Here is a 16,991-nt window from a genome sequence, read left to right as displayed (position 1 = left end):
CAGGCCTGCGCGCGCGACAGCGCGCTCAATCAAATAAAAAACCCCGCCACGGATACCGCGGCGGGGGCAGTCAGCCCAGGAACGGGCAGGGAATGCTTACCAGTCTTTCGGGCCTTTATCGGCGAACTGGTGGACAAGAAAATCAATGAAAGCGCGCACTTTGGGCTGGGTGAAACGACCCGGCGGGTAGACCGCGTAGATGCCCTGCGTGTCGATCGGCAGATCGGGGATCGCATCTTCGACCAGTCCCTGCTCCATCGCATCCGCATAAAGAAACGACGGCAGGTAGGCGATGCCAAGACCAGCGATACACGCGTTCAACAGCGACTGACCGTCATTCACCGACAACCAGCCAGCGGTACGCACCTGACGCTTTTCACCGGACGGGGCCGTGACCTTCCAGACATTGCCAGAAGACTGGTTCGAATAGTGCAGAAGCTTGTGTTCGTTCAGATCGTCGATCCGTGTCGGACGGCCGAATTTCTCGAAATACGACGGGGCCGCGATCATCCGTTTGGTGGTTTCCGTCAGCTTACGTGCCCGCAGCGTGGAATCTTCCAGCTCACCAATCCGCACGGCCATATCAAAGCCTTCCGAGATCAGTTCGACATAGCGGTTGTTAAGAACCATGTTTACCGTGATGTCCGGGAACTCGGCCAAGAAATCACCCAGAACAGGGCTTAGGTGGTTTACCCCGAAATCCGTTGCCACGCTGATGCGCAGCAGGCCGGATGGCGCAGATTGCATGGATGTGACCAGCGCATCCGCCTCACCCGCATCATTCAGAACGCGTCGTGCGCGGTCATAGTAGGCCAAGCCGATTTCGGTCGGCGATACGCGGCGTGTGGTCCGGTTCAGCAAACGCGCGCCCAACCGTGCCTCAAGCGATGAGACATGTTTCGAGACGGCGGATTTCGAAATCCCCATCTTCTTGGCTGCGTCCGTGAAGCCGCCCTGATCCACCACCGTGGCAAAGGCCTCCATCTCAGTCAGGCGATCCATGCACTGGCTCCTTGAAAACTCTCGTGTCCATGGTTGTATGCCCCCCAATCTGGGCACAAACTTGGCGTCACGCAGACAATTAGTAGGTTTTTGGCCGAGTGTTCCAAAGCTGGAAACAGAGTTAACCGCACGAAAAAGCCCCCGCCAAACCGGGCGAGGGCCTTGTTTTACTGGCTTTTCTAGACCTGAACCTCACGCGGCGACGCGGTAATGCGTGCCTTCTTCGATCTCTTCGATAATTTTCGCGACGAAATCCGGCAGGTCATCTGGGTTGCGGCTGGTGACAATGCCACGGTCTGCGACAGCGGATTGATCGATAACCTTCGCACCCGCATTGGCAATGTCGGTGCGCAGCGACGGATAGGACGTCGCTTCAAGCCCGCGCAGCACGTCGGCCTCTGCCAACAGCCACGGCGCGTGGCAGATCGCGGCAATCACTTTGCCCTGATCGAAGAACCCTTTGATCAGCGTGATCGCATCCTTATCGCGGCGCAGGATATCAGGGTTGATCAGACCACCGGGCAGTACCAGCGCGTCATAATCCATCGCGGACACTTTGTTCAGCGCGGTATCCACGTTGACCGTGTCGGACCAGTCGCTGCCTTTCCAACCACGGATGGCTTTACCGTCAGTCGAGGCGACATGCACCTCGGCCCCTGCTTTGGCCAGTTCATCGCGGGGGACTTCCAGTTCGGATTGTTCAAAGCCGTTGGTGGCAATGATCAGAATCTTTGCATCTTGAATACGGGGCATTGTGGCCTCCTTTGCGTTTCGCGTTGCGTTCACAAACCAAACGAAGGCCCCCGTGGGGATGTTCCATAAAAAAAGGCCGCCAGCTGGAATGCGTCGGCGGCCTTTGTTGTCTGTTCCCGATTAAAGCGAGGCTGCCAATCGCGTGCCCTGATCAATCGCGCGTTTCGCGTCCAGTTCCGCCGCCACATCCGCGCCGCCGATCACATGAGGGGTCACACCCTTTTCGATCAACGCGTCGGCAAGGCTGCGTTCGCTCAGCTGACCCGCGCACAGGACAACGGTGTCACAGGCGATCACCTCGGGACGTTCACGCGCTTCGCCATAGCTGATGTGCAGCCCTTCAGCGTCGATCTTTTCATAGTTCACACCGGCCTTCATCTGTACCGCTTTCATCTGAAGCCCTGCGCGGTGAATCCAGCCCGTGGTCTTACCCAGACGCTTGCCCGGTTTTTCTGCCTTGCGTTGCAACAGCGTGACCTCGCGCACCGGCGCATCGGGTTGCGGGCCTTCGGGGGCCAGCCCCGAACGTGCCTCGGACGGGTCGGTGACGCCCCATTCCTTCATCCACTCGGGCAGGTTTGTGGTCGGGCTGTCGTCGGTCACAAGGTATTCGGAGATATCAAAGCCGATGCCGCCTGCGCCGATCACGGCGACGCGTTTGCCAACCTCGGCCCCGTCGCGCAGCACATCGATGTAGGAAAGAACGTTCGGTCCGTCCTGACCCGGAATTTGCGGATCGCGGGGGATGACGCCGGTGGCTATGACCACCTCGTCAAAGCCCGCCAGATCGTCAGAGCCAACCGCTTGACCCAGTTTCAACTCCACACCCGACTGTTCCACCATTGTGCCGAACCAGTCGACCAGACCGTAGAATTCTTCCTTGCCCGGAACACGTTTCGCCATGTTCAACTGGCCGCCCAGCTTGTCGGCCTTATCAAACAGCGTCACCTTGTGACCACGCTGTGCCGCCGCGATGGCGGTGGACAGACCTGCAGGGCCAGCGCCAACAACCGCCACAGTTTTAGGCGTGTCGGTCGGTTTCAGAACCAGTTCCGTTTCATAGCCCGCACGCGGGTTCACCAGACAGGACGACACCTTGCCCATGAAGGTGTGATCAAGGCACGCTTGGTTACAGGCGATACAGGGGGCGATTTCGGCCGCACGCCCCTCGGCCGCTTTGGCCACGAAATCCGGATCGGCAAGGAACGGACGCGCCATCGACACCATATCGGCGCAGCCGGTGGACAGCACCTCTTCTGCGACCTCGGGGCTGTTGATGCGGTTGGATGTGATGATCGGGATACCGACCTTACCCATCAGCTTTTTCGTGACCCACGCAAAGGCCGCACGCGGGACCGATGTGGCAATCGTCGGAATGCGCGCTTCGTGCCAGCCGATACCGGTGTTCAGGATCGTGGCGCCGGCCTTTTCAATCTCTTGCGCCAATTGGACGACCTCGTCGTGGGTGGACCCATTTGGCACCAGATCGATCATGGAAATCCGGTAGATGACGATAAAGTCTGGCCCAACCGCTTCGCGCACGCGCCGGACGATTTCGATAGGCAGGCGCATCCGGTTTTCATAGCTGCCGCCCCAGCGGTCGGTCCGTTTGTTCGTATGTTCCACCAGAAACTGGTTGATGAAGTAGCCTTCCGACCCCATCACCTCGACCCCGTCATAGCCTGCCTCGCGGGCGCGGGCGGCGGCAGTGACGATATCGGCGATCTGCTTTTCGATGCCTTCTTCGTCCAGTTCAATCGGCGGGAAGGGCGAGATCGGGGATTTGATGGCAGACGGCGCCACACATTTCGGCCCATAGGCATAACGACCCGCGTGCAGGATTTGCATCGCGATTTTGCCGCCTGCGTCATGCACGCGGTCTGTCACCATCTTGTGGTTGGCAATGTCTTCATCCGTGAAGAGACCCGCCGCACCAGGAAATACGCCGCCTTCGCGGTTCGGTGCCATGCCGCCCGTCACCATCAGCGACACGCCACCACGGGCGCGTTCCGCATAGAATTCGGCAACGCGGTTCCAGTCGCCGGTTTCTTCCAGATTGGTGTGCATCGATCCCATCAACACGCGGTTTTTCAGCGTGGTAAATCCCAGATCGAGCGGTGCAAACATATGCGGATATTGGGTCATGAAAGGCCTCCCTTAATTGGGATCAGAGTTTCCACGCCCTGCCCCGATTGTCGATCTCAACGTGACGTCATGGGCGGTTGCGTCAAGCAAATGAAAAGGCCCCGCAGTTTCCTGCGAGGCCTTAATAAGGTGTCGATGTCGGGCCGATCAGCCCTTCATGCTGTCCCAAAACCCCTTCACCGATTTGAAGAAGCTTTTGGATTCGGGGTTGTTGTCTTCGCTCAGGTCTTCGAACTCGCGCAGAAGTTCCTTCTGGCGCGATGTCAGATTGACCGGCGTTTCAACGGCCAGTTCGATCAGCATATCGCCAACGGATGCACCGCGCAGACCGGGCATACCTTTGCCACGCAGACGCATCTGACGGCCTGATTGGCTGCCTGCCGGAATCTTCACGCGGCTGCGGCCACCGTCGATGGTCGGGACTTCGATATCACCGCCCAGCGCAGCAGATGCCATGGACACCGGCACACGACAGAACAGCGTTTCGCCTTCGCGTTCGAACAGCTTGTGACGTTCAACCTCGATAAAGATGTACAGATCACCCGGAGGACCGCCGCGCATCCCCGCCTCGCCTTCGCCAGCCAGACGGATACGCGTGCCTGTTTCCACACCTTTGGGAATGTTCACAGACAGGGTGCGTTCCTTTTCGACCCGACCGGCACCGCTACAGGTTTTGCAGGGGTTCTTGATGATCTGGCCAAGGCCGGAACAGGTCGGACAGGTGCGTTCGACGGTAAAGAAGCCTTGGGTCGCGCGGACCTTGCCCATGCCCGAACAGGTCGGACAGGTCTGGGGTTCAGCACCACCTTCGGAGCCCGAGCCATCACAGGACCCACACTGAACCGACGCCGGAACAGTGATGGATTTCTGCATCCCCGAAAACGCATCTTCCAAAGAAATGCGCAGGTTATACCGCAGATCGGCACCGCGTGTTGCGCGGTTGCGACCACCGCCACCACGTCCGCCACCCATGAAATCGCCGAACAGGTCGTCGAAGACATCGGAAAAGGCCGAGGCAAAGTCACCGTTGCCGCCCATGCCGCCACCGGGACGCGGGCCGCCGCCCATGCCGCCTTCGAATGCGGCATGACCATAACGGTCGTAGGCCGCCTTTTTATCGGCGTCCTTCAGAACCTCGTAGGCTTCGTTCGCCTCTTTGAACTGGGACTCAGCGTCGGGATTGTCAGCGTTGCGGTCGGGGTGAAGTTCTTTCGCTTTGGTGCGATAGGCCTTCTTGATCTCGTCCGCGGAAGCGCCCTTGGAGATGCCCAGTACATCGTAATAGTCACGTTTGGACATTGTGCCCTCCTTTCGTGCGGAACGCTAAGGGGCCGGTCCGGTGCCCGGACCGGCCCCTTGTGTTAGGTTCCGCCTTGATCTCAGCCGCGATTACGGTCGTCGCCAAGATCTTCGAAGTCGGCATCAACGATAGTGTCGTCATCGCCTTGCGCTGCGTCTGCTGCTGCAGGCTCGGGTTCACCGTCTTCCTGCTGCGATTTGTAGATCGCTTCGCCCAACTTCATGGCCGCTTCTGTCACGTTCTGGATGCCGCTGCGGATTTTGTCCGCGTTGTCAGTTTCCAGTTCGTCTTTCAGAGCCGCGATAGCCAGTTCGATCGCTTCGATGGTTGTCGGATCGACCTTGTCGGAATGCTCTTCCATCGACTTCTCTGTCGAGTGGATGAGGCTTTCCGCCTGGTTTTTCGCCTCGACCAGATCGCGACGTGCCTTGTCGGCATCCGCGTTGGCTTCGGCGTCCTTGACCATTTGATCGATGTCCTCGTCGGACAGACCGCCCGAGGCCTGGATCGTGATCTGCTGTTCCTTGCCGGTGCCTTTGTCTTTCGCACCAACCGACACGATACCGTTGGCGTCGATGTCGAAGGTCACTTCGATCTGCGGCATGCCGCGCGGTGCCGGCGGGATGTTTTCAAGGTTGAACTGGCCCAACATCTTGTTGTCGGCAGCCATTTCACGTTCGCCCTGGAATACGCGGATCGTCACAGCGTTCTGGTTGTCTTCCGCAGTCGAGAAGATCTGGGATTTCTTCGTCGGGATTGTTGTGTTGCGGTCGATCAGACGTGTGAACACGCCACCCAGCGTTTCGATACCCAGCGACAGCGGTGTAACGTCCAGAAGAACAACGTCTTTCACGTCACCCTGCAGAACGCCGGCCTGAATGGCCGCACCCATGGCAACAACCTCATCAGGGTTCACACCCTTATGCGGCTCTTTGCCGAAGAACTTGGTCACTTCGTCGATAACCTTGGGCATACGTGTCTGACCACCAACAAGAACGATCTCGTCGATGTCGGATGTGGACAGGCCCGCATCTTTGAGGGCTGCCTGACACGGCTTCAAGGATGCCTTGATCAGATCGCCAACCAGGCTTTCCAGCTTGGCACGGGTCAGTTTCATAACCATGTGCAGCGGCTGGCCGTTCGAACCCATCGAGATGAACGGCTGGTTGATTTCTGTCTGGCTGGAAGAAGACAGTTCGATCTTCGCTTTTTCTGCCGCTTCCTTCAGACGCTGAAGCGCCATCTTGTCCTGCGTCAGGTCGACCGAGTGCTCTTTCTTGAACTCGTCTGCCAGGTAGTTGACGATACGCATGTCAAAGTCTTCACCACCAAGGAACGTGTCACCGTTGGTGGATTTCACTTCGAACAGACCGTCGTCGATTTCCAGAATGGTGACGTCGAATGTACCACCACCAAGGTCATAAACGGCGATTGTGCGCGTTTCTTTTTTGTCCAGACCGTAGGCCAGAGCAGCAGCTGTCGGTTCGTTGATGATCCGCAGCACTTCCAGACCGGCGATTTTACCGGCGTCTTTGGTGGCCTGACGCTGTGCGTCGTTAAAGTACGCAGGAACAGTGATAACCGCCTGTGTCACTTCTTCGCCCAGATAGCTTTCTGCGGTCTCTTTCATCTTTTGCAGGATGAAGGCCGAGATTTGCGACGGGGAATATGTTTCGCCACGGGCGCGTACCCAAGCGTCACCGTTGCCGCCGTCGACAACTTCGAACGGCATGTTCTTTTTGTCTTTGGCCAGGTCCGCGTCGTCGAACCGGCGGCCGATCAGACGCTTGACGCCAAATACTGTGTTTTCGGGGTTTGTAACCGCCTGGCGTTTCGCCGGCTGGCCTACAAGGCGTTCATCTTCTGCGAACGCGACGATGGACGGGGTTGTCCGTGCGCCTTCTGCGTTTTCGATAACGCGCGGCTGCGAACCATCCATGATGGCGACGCAGCTGTTAGTGGTGCCGAGGTCGATACCAATCACTTTGCCCATTTTTGATCCCTTTCTTCAGGCGATGCATTGGCCCTGACCCGCTGCTGCGGCACCAAGGCCCATGGTTATTTAAGGAATGACGTCCTCCTGACGTGCTCAGGATTCCGTGATCGAGAAGTATATAGGAGCCGACAAATACGCCTGCAACCGCGTTGGGTAGGCAGAATTGGCAAAAAATCTAAACTAATCCCAAAGAAATGCATTTTGTGGGCTCGAACCGTGGAAAAAACGCCAAAACCGCACCTCATTCGTGATATCGCGCTGTATCCAGCCTATCTGAATCGCTCGGAGCAAGAGGATTTGGTGGCGGATTTACGCGACATCCTGAAGGTCGCGCCTTTGTTTCAGCCGATCACACCACGTGGACAGAAGATGTCGGTGCGCATGTCGGCTGCCGGACGGTTCGGCTGGATATCGGACAGGTCCGGCTATCGCTATAGCCCGACACATCCCGACGGCACGCCCTGGCCGGACATTCCAGACAGCATTCTGAACATCTGGAACACGGTTTCCGGATGCGATCGGATGCCGGAATGCTGTTTGATCAACTGGTACGGCGAAGGAGCCCGTATGGGAATGCATCAGGATCGCGATGAAGCGGACTTCGGCGCGCCGGTCCTGTCGATTTCGCTGGGCGATGACGGGTTGTTTCGCATGGGCAACGACACCCGCGGCGGCAAGACCCAGTCATACTGGCTGAAATCGGGCGACGTTGTGGTCATGGGCGGGGCCGCGCGCCTGCGTTATCACGGCGTGGATCGCATTCGTTTCGGCTCATCCACATTGCTGCCCAAAGGCGGGCGCATCAACCTGACTTTGCGGGTGGTCAGTTAGGCCGTTAGCGGCGCGCGAACCAGGATGCGGATACGTGCTTGCGTGTAAAAAACTCGCCCATTAACCCGATCATCATGAATATGAGCGTGAACCACAGCGCATATTCCCAGCTCGAATTGCGCGGAAAGTAATTGATGAAAGCATAGCCGCGCGCCTGATCGATGGTGTGGAACAACGGGTTCCAATCAAACAAAGCCAGCATTTGAGGGGTCAGCGAGTTCGCGACAAACATCTTACCTGACGCAATCATATTTGCCCGCTGATAGATCGTGCGCAGAACGCCCACAGGCGTCGGATACCACGGGGATGCAGCCAGAAAGACCAAACCAACCGCACCGCCCGACAACCACGCCAAAAGCAGCATTCCAAAGGCCTGAATTGGGTTGTGGATTTGCCCGATCACACCGGGTGCGAATAGCATGTCGTAGAAGAACAGGATCAGCAGCAAGCTGGAAACCTGAATATAAAGCGTCGACAACATCCGCGACATGATCGAAATCGCCGTGTTCATCGGCGCGTGCAGCATCATACCGCTGGTCGGCCCTTCGGCGCCTGCAACAGCAGCAACCGATTTGGTGTGGGTCATGAACAGGAAGATGCCCGACATGATATACACCATGAAATCACCGCGAATGGCGGCCGCGCGCATACCAAGAAGCTGGAAGAACATGAAGAACGCGAGCGTAAAGATCACCGACTGCAGGATGTTCGTGAACAGCGCCATAAAGGCGTTGCCGTGCTTGGACCGCACGGACTGCACCGCGTTCAGATATGTCAGCTCTAAGATATTAAGAGCCGAACCGAACTTGGTAGTCGGGACATTCTTTTCAAACATCAGCGCCTGCTCCGATTTAGCGGGTTAAGTTTTCTTGCTGTTCCCGCTATGCCCGATCATAAGTGACCAAACACTTCTAAGCAATGAACGCACCAAATGTGCCAAGGGAAGGGCAAGAGTTTGAATTATTCTGACCTAACCACGATTTTTCGCCGTCTCGCGTTGGAAGCGGGCGATAAAATCATGGAAATTTACGAGTCCGACGATTTCGAGGTTAAATCGAAGTCTGATGAAAGCCCCGTCACCGTCGCTGACGAAGCCGCCGATGCACTGATCTCGGCCGGTCTGCGCGAGGCGTTTCCCGACGTCGCATTGGTCACAGAAGAACAAGCCGATAGCCATGATCAGGACGTGTCCACCTTCCTGATTGTCGACCCGCTGGACGGCACCAAGGAATTCATCAACCGCCGTGGCGATTTCACCGTCAACATCGCGCTGGTTGAAAACGGCATTCCGACGCGAGGTGTCGTTTATGCCCCTGCCCGCAACCGCATGTTCTTTACCGACAGCGTCGGCAACGCGGTCGAGGAAATGGGCCCGTTCGACAAAGACACCGTGGGCGAAACGAAAAAGATCAGCGTCACCAACCCCAACAATGACGAACTGATGGTTGTCGCGTCGAAATCGCATCGCGATCAGGCGACCGATGACTACATCAACAAATACAACGTCAAAGACATGAAAAGCGCGGGTTCCTCGCTGAAGTTCTGTCTGGTTGCAACGGGCGAGGCAGACATCTATCCGCGCGTCGGTCGCACGATGGAGTGGGACACCGCCGCAGGCCACGCCGTTCTGGCGGGTGCCGGTGGCCGCGTTGTGCGTTTTGACGACCACACACCGCTGGTCTACGGCAAAGCGGGTTTCGCGAACCCGTTCTTTATCGCCTACGCGCCGGGCGTTGATCTGAAAGAAGCGTAAGCCATGACATGCCTCCCGGTCAGCGTTGTCATCGTGAGCCGGGAGCGCCCAGACGCGCTTGATCGTTGCCTGACGGGCATTTCCCAACTTGATTACCCTGACCTTGAGGTCGTCGTTGTCGCCTGCCCCGCAGGCATGACGCGCATTCGCACGCGCTTTGACGCCCGACGCATCAAGACGGTTCCCTTCGACAAGCCGAATATCTCGGAAGCACGTAACTTGGGCATCGCCGCCGCCGCAGGCGAGGTCATCGCCTTTATCGACGACGATGCAGTGCCCGAACCCCTGTGGCTTCGATATCTGATGCCTGCCTTCAATGACGCCGAGGTGATGGCGGCAGGCGGCTATGTTGTCGGGCGCAACGGGATTTCGTTGCAATGGGGTGCGCGCAGCGTGGATCACGGCGGGCACACCGCCCCCATCAAAGTGGCTGATAATGCCATCACCGTACTGCACCCGACGGCCCAGCGCGCAATCAAGACCGAAGGCACCAACATGGCAGTGCGCCGCGATGTTCTGGCGTCCTTCGGCGGGTTCGATCCGGCCTTCCGCTTTTACATGGATGAAACCGACCTGAACCTGCGACTGGCCCGCGAAGGGCTGGCCACGGCCATCGTCCCACAGGCGCGCGTGCACCACGGTTTCGCCCCCAGCATCCGGCGGCGGGCCGACCGCACGCCAAAGGATCTGACGGAAATCGGGGCCTCTTATGCGGTTTTTCTGCGCAAACATTGCCAAAAAAATCAGCATGATGCTCAAATTGCCACTTTTATCAGCAACCAAAGGCAACGTTTACTAAGGCTGATGCAGTCAGGCCAACTGGATCCTTTAGACGTCCAACATCTGCTCAAAGGGCTGAAATCGGGGATCGCACAAGGCAGCGAACGACCGCTAACCAATCAGCCCTCGCTACCGAAACCAAGTACAGGTTTTTTGCCCTACCCGACCAAAACCGGCACGCGGCATATCCTGATCTCGGGGCGGCGTCATCAGCGCGCGGCCCTTCTGGACAAGGCCAGAACTGTTTTGAAGACGGGTGACATCCCTGTCGTCCTGTGCCTGTCGCACACCGCACTGTACCATCATCTGCGCTATCTGCCCGAGGGCATCTGGCTGCAAACAGGTGGCTTGTTCGGCCGCTCGGACCGCGCCGCTCCGCTTGTGCAAATGACAAGACTGCAACCGCGCGCCAAGGCCGAGAGGAGAAGAATGAACCAATCGTGGAATCTTTCCCCTGCCCTGTGATGCAGAACTTGCACTACACGACACAAATAAGGCCCATTGTGCAGACAAGGTTGCACGGAGTGTGTTAAACCGAGTGCAAAAGGCGATGTAGGCCTAAGCCATCGCCTGTAACGAGGAGCAGACTATGAAGCATAAGGTGTCCAAGGCAATTTTTCCGGTGGCGGGTATGGGGACACGTTTCCTGCCAGCGACCAAATCTGTGCCTAAGGAGATCATGACACTGGTGGACCGCCCGCTGGTGCAATACGCCATCGACGAAGCCCGCGCCGCTGGCATTAAGGAATTCATCTTTGTGACCTCGCGCGGCAAAGGCGCGCTTGAGGATTACTTCGACCACGCCCCGCAGCTGGAACAAGAGCTGAAGAAAAAGGGCAAGACCGAGCTTCTGGAAACGTTGAAGTCCACCAACATGGACTCCGGTGCCATCGCTTACATCCGCCAGCACAAGGCGCTTGGCCTTGGTCACGCCGTCTGGTGTGCGCGCCGTCTGATCGGGAACGAACCCTTTGCGGTTATGCTGCCCGACGACGTTATCGCGGCGGAAAAGCCCTGCTTGCAGCAGATGGTAGAGGCATACGAGGAAACCGGCGGCAACATGGTCGCCGCGATGGAAGTTCCGCGCGATAAAACATCGGCCTACGGTATTCTGGACGTTAACGAAGACATGGGTTCTTTGGTCAGCGTCAAAGGCATGGTCGAGAAGCCCAAGGTCGAAGACGCACCTTCCAACCTTGCGGTTATCGGTCGTTACATCCTGTCGCCCACCATTCTGAAAAACCTGAACAAAATGAAGTCCGGTGCCGGCGGAGAAATCCAGCTGACCGACGCGATTGCGCAGGAGATCGGTGGTAAAGAAGGCGTTCACGGCCTGCGCTTCCGCGGTCAGCGTTTTGACTGTGGTTCCAAGGCTGGCTTCCTGCAGGCAACTGTGGCCTTCGGTCTGGCACGCGACGATCTGAAAGACGATCTGCGCCGCTACATCAACGAGATTGCTGCGGTCGATAAAGCGGCGGAGTAAACCAGTGACAAAGATTCTGGTGACAGGCGGAGCGGGCTATATCGGCTCGCACGCCTGTAAGCTTTTGCGGGCGGCGGGTTTCACCCCTGTGACTTTCGACAACTTTTCGACCGGCTGGAAACAGGCGGTCAAATTCGGACCTGTGTTCGAAGGCGACCTGTTGGATCCCGACGCGCTGAAGCGGTGTTTCGAAGAACATAAACCAGTCGCAGTCATGCATTTTGCCGCGCTCAGTCAAGTGGGCGAGGCGATGTCAAAGCCCGGCCTTTACTGGCGGAATAATGTCTCGGGTTCGCTGAACCTGATCGAAGCCGCCGTCGAAGCAGGCTGCATGAACTTTGTCTTCTCATCGACCTGTGCAACCTATGGCGATCAGGACAACGTTGTGCTGGACGAAAACTCGGTCCAGATGCCGCTGAACGCGTATGGCGCGTCCAAGCGTGCGATCGAAGATATCCTGCGCGATTTTGAAGCGGCCCACGGGCTGCGCCACATCATCTTCCGCTATTTCAACGTCGCAGGTGCCGACCCCGAGGCCGAGGTGGGCGAATTCCACCGCCCCGAAACGCACCTGATCCCCGTGATGCTGGAAGCCATCGAAGGCAAGCGTGACGCGCTGACGATCTACGGTACCGACTATGACACCCCCGACGGCACCTGCATCCGCGACTATGTCCATGTTTGCGATCTGGTCGAGGCGCATATTCTGGGTCTGAAATGGCTGTTGGACGATAAAGAAAGCCGTGTGTTCAACCTTGGAACGGGCGACGGATTCTCGGTTCGCGAAGTCATCGATGCCTCGCGCAGCGTGACCAACCGTGACGTGCCGCACACCACAGGCCCCCGCCGCGCGGGTGACGCGGTGAAACTGGTGTCGGGATCCGAACGCGCGATCAAAGAACTGGGTTGGTCGCCGAAGCGGTCGAACATGCGGGACATGATCGAAGATGCGTGGCGCTGGCAACAGCACGGCGAATACACGGAATAACACTGTGACACCCCCTGCCCGCCTTCTTGACCTGACCCGCCTGACCAGCCGCGCAGGCCGTCCGATGACGGGTGTCGACAGGGTCGAGTTTGCCTATCTGACCTATGGGCTGACGGACGACGTGCCGCTCTATGGTTTGATCCGCACGTCGGTGGGCTATATCCTGCTGGATCAGGAAGGCTGCCGTGAATTCCGCATCCGCCTGATGACCAACGACTGGGACCAGCCCGGCCTACTGTCCCGACTGGCGCGGCGCGGCGATCCGGCCCGCGCAGGGGTCGAGGCGACGCTGCGCAAAATGGCGCGTGGACGTACGGTAAAATCCCGTCTGGGCAAGCTGTTAAAACGCCACCTGATGCCCGGTACGCATTACATCAACACCGGCCACACCATGCTGGATGCGCACACGGTTAAAGGGCTCCGGCAGGTTCTGGACCTGAAAATCGCTTTTCTGGTGCACGACACGATCCCGCTTGATTACCCGCAGTATCAACGTGCCTGCACGGTCGAAACATTCCGCGTTTTGCTATCACGCGCCGCGGATAACGCCGATTTGCTGATCGCGAACTCCCAACAGACCGCCCGCGATATTGCGCGGCATTGCCCCAGTGCACCGCCTGTCGTTGTGGCCCATCTTGGCGTGCAAATCCCGCGCTGCGGCACCCCGCCTGAGGGGCCTTGGAATGCGGACAATTATTTTGTCACCCTCGGCACGATCGAGCCGCGCAAGAACCACGCGCTGTTGCTAGATGTCTGGGAAGATTTAGGCGACGACGCCCCTGACCTGCTGATCATCGGATCGCGCGGCTGGGAAAACCGCGAAACGCTGGCGCGGCTGGATGCAAAGCCGCCGCATATCCACGTGCTCAGCGGTTTGAACGACGATCAGGTCTTTGGGCTGATGAAAAATGCCCGCGCGCTGCTGTTTCCAAGCCACGCAGAAGGCTTTGGCCTACCACCTGTAGAAGCAGCGGCACTGGGCCTACCCGTAATAGTCAACGAACTGCCGATCTATCACGAAGTCCTTGGCGACAAAGCCATTTACGCTGACATCGGCGACCGTTATCTTTGGCGGCAATATATAGAACGGCTTGCCCAGTCGGGTGAGGCTCAGATTGACGGCCTGATTGATCACACCATCCAATTTGTTCCGCCAAATTGGGAAGATCATTTCAAGGTCGTCTTTACGCATATCTGATAGGGCCGTTGTAAAGGGCATGGTCATTCGACGATGCAGGAGGTTGGTAGTTGGGCGTCTGGCGGTCCTACAGATTACGATTGCAAAGACGGCGCTGGTTGATCCGCGCCTTTCGCAAACGTCGTGACCTGCGGGCCATTTCCAACCGCACCGACCAAATCCGCAAATCCGATCTGCTGCTGTTTTCGACCATGCGGAACGAAGGCATCCGCCTGCCTTACTTCCTGAACTACTACCGCGACATGGGGATCAACCACTTTCTGTTTGTCGACAATGACTCGACCGACGGATCGCTGGATTACCTTGCGCGGCAGCCGGATGTGTCTGTCTGGCATTCCAAGGCCAGCTATAAACGGTCCCGTTTCGGCGTGGATTGGCTGAACTGGCTTCAGATGAAATACGGGCACGAACACTGGTGTCTGACCGTCGATCCCGATGAATTCTTTCTGTACCCGTTCTGCGACACGCGCCCCTTGCGCGCGTTGACCGACTGGCTGGATGCGTCCTCAATCAAATCCTTTGGCGCGATGCTGTTGGATATGTACCCCAAGGGCCGTATCGACGCGCAACCCTATGAGGCTGGCCAGAACCCGCTGGAAATCGCGTCGTGGTTCGATCCCGGCAACTACATGATCCAGAAGAACCCGCAGTACGGGAACCTGTGGATTCAGGGCGGCCCTCGCACACGCATGTTCTTTCCGGACGAGCCGGAGCGCTCGCCTGCGCTGAACAAAATTCCGCTGGTCAAATGGAACCGGCGCTATGCATTTGTCAGTTCGACCCACACGCTTTTGCCGCGCGGTCTGAACCTTGTTTATGACGAATGGGGTGGCGAAAAGGCATCTGGCGTTCTGCTGCACACCAAATTCCTTGATACGTTTTCGACCAAGGCGCAGGAAGAACTGGAACGCCGCCAGCATTATGCGGGGTCCAAGGAATACATCGCTTACGCCGACGGGCTTCAGGACAATCCTGACCTATGGTGCAAGTGGTCCGAAAAATACATCAACTGGCGCCAGCTTGAGATTCTGGGCCTTATGTCCAAGGGGAACTGGGCATGAGCGTCGGGATCATCATGCTGGTGCACACCGCGCTGGGACGCGCGGAACAGGTCGCTCGCCACTGGGCCAAGGCCGGTTGCCCCGTTGTGATCCACGTCGACGCCAAAGTGCCGCGCAAGGCCTATACAGATTTCGTTGAACGCCTGTCGGACATTGACGATCTGGCCTTTTCGCTGCGCCACCGCTGCGAATGGGGATCGTGGGGGCTGGTCGCCGCCAGTCAGGACGCGTCCGAGCTGATGCTGTCCAAATTCCCTGATGTGCGCCACGTCTATCTGTCGTCAGGGTCGTGCCTACCCCTGCGTCCCGTTGAGGAACTGATCGACTATCTGGCCGAACGCCCGCGCGTGGACTTTATCGAAAGCGCCACGACCGCTGACGTGCCGTGGACAGTGGGCGGTCTGGACGAAGAACGCTTTACCATGCGGTTCCCGTTTTCGTGGCGCAACAACCGCTATCTGTTCGACAAATTCGTCGATCTACAACGTGCCGTTGGCTACCGCCGGCGCATCCCGCGCGGCATCGTTCCGCATATGGGAAGCCAGTGGTGGTGCCTGACCCGTCAGACCCTGTCGGCGATCCTTCAGGACCCGCGCCGCCACGTCTATGATCGGTATTTCCGCCATGTGTGGATTCCGGACGAAAGCTATTTCCAGACGCTGTCGCGGCTCTATTCGACCACGATCGAAAGCCGGTCGCTGACCCTGTCCAAGTTCGACTTCCAAGGCAAACCGCACATCTTTTACGACGACCACCTTCAGCTTCTGCGGCGGTCGGACTGTTTCGTTGCGCGGAAAATCTGGCCCCATGCGGAACGGCTTTATAATGCGTTCCTTGGAGATGCCGAGGCGCAGGCCAGCCGGACCGAACCGAACCCCGGAAAAATCGACCGCATCTTTGCCAAAGCGGTGGACCGCCGAACGCGCGGCCGTCCGGGCCTATACATGCAAAGCCGTTTTCCGAACTGGGGTTGGGAAAACGGACTGACGGCAGGCAAGTATTCTGTTTTCCAAGGGTTCAGCGAACTTTTCACCGATTTCGAACCTTGGCTGGCGCGCGCGACGGGTACCCAGGTTCATGGCCATCTGTTCGGGCCGGACGCCACCAACTTTGCCAACGGGCAAAGCGTGATCAACGGTGCTTTATCGGACAGCGCTGCCATTCGTGACTATAACCCGAGGTCCTTCCTGACGAACCTGATCTGGAACACCCGTGGCGAACGGCAGTGTTTCCAGTACGGGCCGACGGACACGCCCGAAATCAACGAACACTTCGCCCGCGACCCGAACGCACAGATTTCCGTGATCTCGGGCGCGTGGGCTGTGCCGCTGTTCAAATCCAACCGCAACTTCGGCGAAATCCGCGCCGAGGCGGCGCAGCTTCAGAAAATCGAAGCCAAGATGCTGGATGAACTGCGCTCGCCCGATGCCAAGGCGCGTATCCGCATCTGGACCATGGCCGAATTTATCGAGGCCCCGATGGAGCCCCTACAGGTCATCATCGACGAGATCGGGCAGAAATCCGTTCGCCGCCTGTCCGAGGCGCCGAGAATGGAAAACCTTGCGGGCTTTGGCCAGTTTTTGCAGAATTTGAAGAACCAGGGGATGCACCCCTATCTGATGGGGGATTTCCCCGTGGATCCGCCACAACGCCATGGCGCAAGCCGTGCGCGCAGACCGTATCTAGTTAAGAAATAACGTT

General features: G+C 58.0%; 14 protein-coding genes. 8 read left to right on the top strand and 6 right to left on the bottom strand.

The genetic code is table 11. The features are described 5' to 3' along the window. Window positions 1-96 precede the first annotated feature (96 nt). The 5 genes from AC4FIA_RS03710 to dnaK all read right to left on the bottom strand — a co-directional run bounded on the left by AC4FIA_RS03710 (window position 97) and on the right by dnaK (window position 7,193). Complete coding sequence (locus AC4FIA_RS03710) at window positions 97-1,002, bottom strand: LysR family transcriptional regulator (protein WP_103910568.1); 906 nt, start codon at window positions 1,000-1,002, stop codon at window positions 97-99. 192 nt (window positions 1,003-1,194) lie between these two features. Then, window positions 1,195-1,755 (bottom strand): type 1 glutamine amidotransferase domain-containing protein, encoded by a 561-nt coding sequence (locus AC4FIA_RS03705; protein WP_490364763.1) that lies wholly within the window; start codon window positions 1,753-1,755, stop codon window positions 1,195-1,197. Between the two features lie 120 nt (window positions 1,756-1,875). Further along, window positions 1,876-3,900, bottom strand: a complete 2,025-nt coding sequence (locus AC4FIA_RS03700; RefSeq protein ID WP_490364762.1) for an FAD-dependent oxidoreductase — start codon at window positions 3,898-3,900, stop codon at window positions 1,876-1,878. Window positions 3,901-4,047: 147 nt separating this feature from the next. Continuing rightward, complete coding sequence (gene dnaJ / locus AC4FIA_RS03695; RefSeq protein WP_103910571.1) at window positions 4,048-5,199, bottom strand: molecular chaperone DnaJ; 1,152 nt, start codon at window positions 5,197-5,199, stop codon at window positions 4,048-4,050. Between the two features lie 80 nt (window positions 5,200-5,279). Beyond that, window positions 5,280-7,193 carry a molecular chaperone DnaK gene (dnaK, locus tag AC4FIA_RS03690; RefSeq protein WP_488048837.1) on the bottom strand — a complete coding sequence of 638 codons (1,914 nt, stop codon included), beginning with the start codon at window positions 7,191-7,193 and terminating at the stop codon, window positions 5,280-5,282. Window positions 7,194-7,439: 246 nt separating this feature from the next. Between dnaK and AC4FIA_RS03685 the strand changes: the two genes are divergently transcribed. Then, complete coding sequence (locus tag AC4FIA_RS03685) at window positions 7,440-8,027, top strand: alpha-ketoglutarate-dependent dioxygenase AlkB family protein (RefSeq protein WP_490364816.1); 588 nt, start codon at window positions 7,440-7,442, stop codon at window positions 8,025-8,027. 4 nt (window positions 8,028-8,031) lie between these two features. Here the strand turns inward: AC4FIA_RS03685 and AC4FIA_RS03680 are convergent, their stop codons facing one another. Continuing rightward, the gene (locus AC4FIA_RS03680; protein WP_287475100.1) at window positions 8,032-8,862 is read right to left on the bottom strand and encodes an ABC transporter permease; all 831 of its coding nucleotides are present in this window, start codon (window positions 8,860-8,862) and stop codon (window positions 8,032-8,034) included. 96 nt (window positions 8,863-8,958) lie between these two features. Here AC4FIA_RS03680 and cysQ point away from each other — a divergent pair, with 96 nt between their 5' ends. From cysQ to AC4FIA_RS03645, 7 genes are all read left to right on the top strand, one after another. After that, window positions 8,959-9,780 (top strand): 3'(2'),5'-bisphosphate nucleotidase CysQ, encoded by an 822-nt coding sequence (gene cysQ / locus AC4FIA_RS03675; RefSeq protein WP_490364761.1) that lies wholly within the window; start codon window positions 8,959-8,961, stop codon window positions 9,778-9,780. Window positions 9,781-9,783: 3 nt separating this feature from the next. Further along, window positions 9,784-11,025: a glycosyltransferase family 2 protein gene (locus AC4FIA_RS03670; protein WP_490364760.1), complete on the top strand. Its 1,242-nt coding sequence runs from the start codon at window positions 9,784-9,786 to the stop codon at window positions 11,023-11,025. A gap of 124 nt (window positions 11,026-11,149) precedes the next feature. Next, window positions 11,150-12,043, top strand: a complete 894-nt coding sequence (gene galU, locus AC4FIA_RS03665) for a UTP--glucose-1-phosphate uridylyltransferase GalU (RefSeq protein ID WP_103910577.1) — start codon at window positions 11,150-11,152, stop codon at window positions 12,041-12,043. 4 nt (window positions 12,044-12,047) lie between these two features. Next, window positions 12,048-13,031: a UDP-glucose 4-epimerase GalE gene (galE, locus tag AC4FIA_RS03660; protein ID WP_490364759.1), complete on the top strand. Its 984-nt coding sequence runs from the start codon at window positions 12,048-12,050 to the stop codon at window positions 13,029-13,031. A 4-nt stretch (window positions 13,032-13,035) separates the two neighbouring features. Beyond that, window positions 13,036-14,229: a glycosyltransferase family 4 protein gene (locus AC4FIA_RS03655; protein WP_490364758.1), complete on the top strand. Its 1,194-nt coding sequence runs from the start codon at window positions 13,036-13,038 to the stop codon at window positions 14,227-14,229. 50 nt (window positions 14,230-14,279) lie between these two features. After that, on the top strand, window positions 14,280-15,290 hold the full coding sequence (locus tag AC4FIA_RS03650; protein WP_490364757.1) for a glycosyltransferase family 2 protein: 1,011 nt from the start codon (window positions 14,280-14,282) through the stop codon (window positions 15,288-15,290). After that, window positions 15,287-16,987: a DUF5927 domain-containing protein gene (locus AC4FIA_RS03645; protein WP_490364756.1), complete on the top strand. Its 1,701-nt coding sequence runs from the start codon at window positions 15,287-15,289 to the stop codon at window positions 16,985-16,987. Before AC4FIA_RS03650 ends, AC4FIA_RS03645 begins: the two co-directional genes overlap by 4 nt. The last annotated feature ends 4 nt before the right edge of the window (window positions 16,988-16,991 follow it).

It is taken from the genome of Thalassococcus sp., from assembly GCF_982780845.1.
This window is presented reverse-complemented; position numbering and strand designations above follow the sequence as displayed.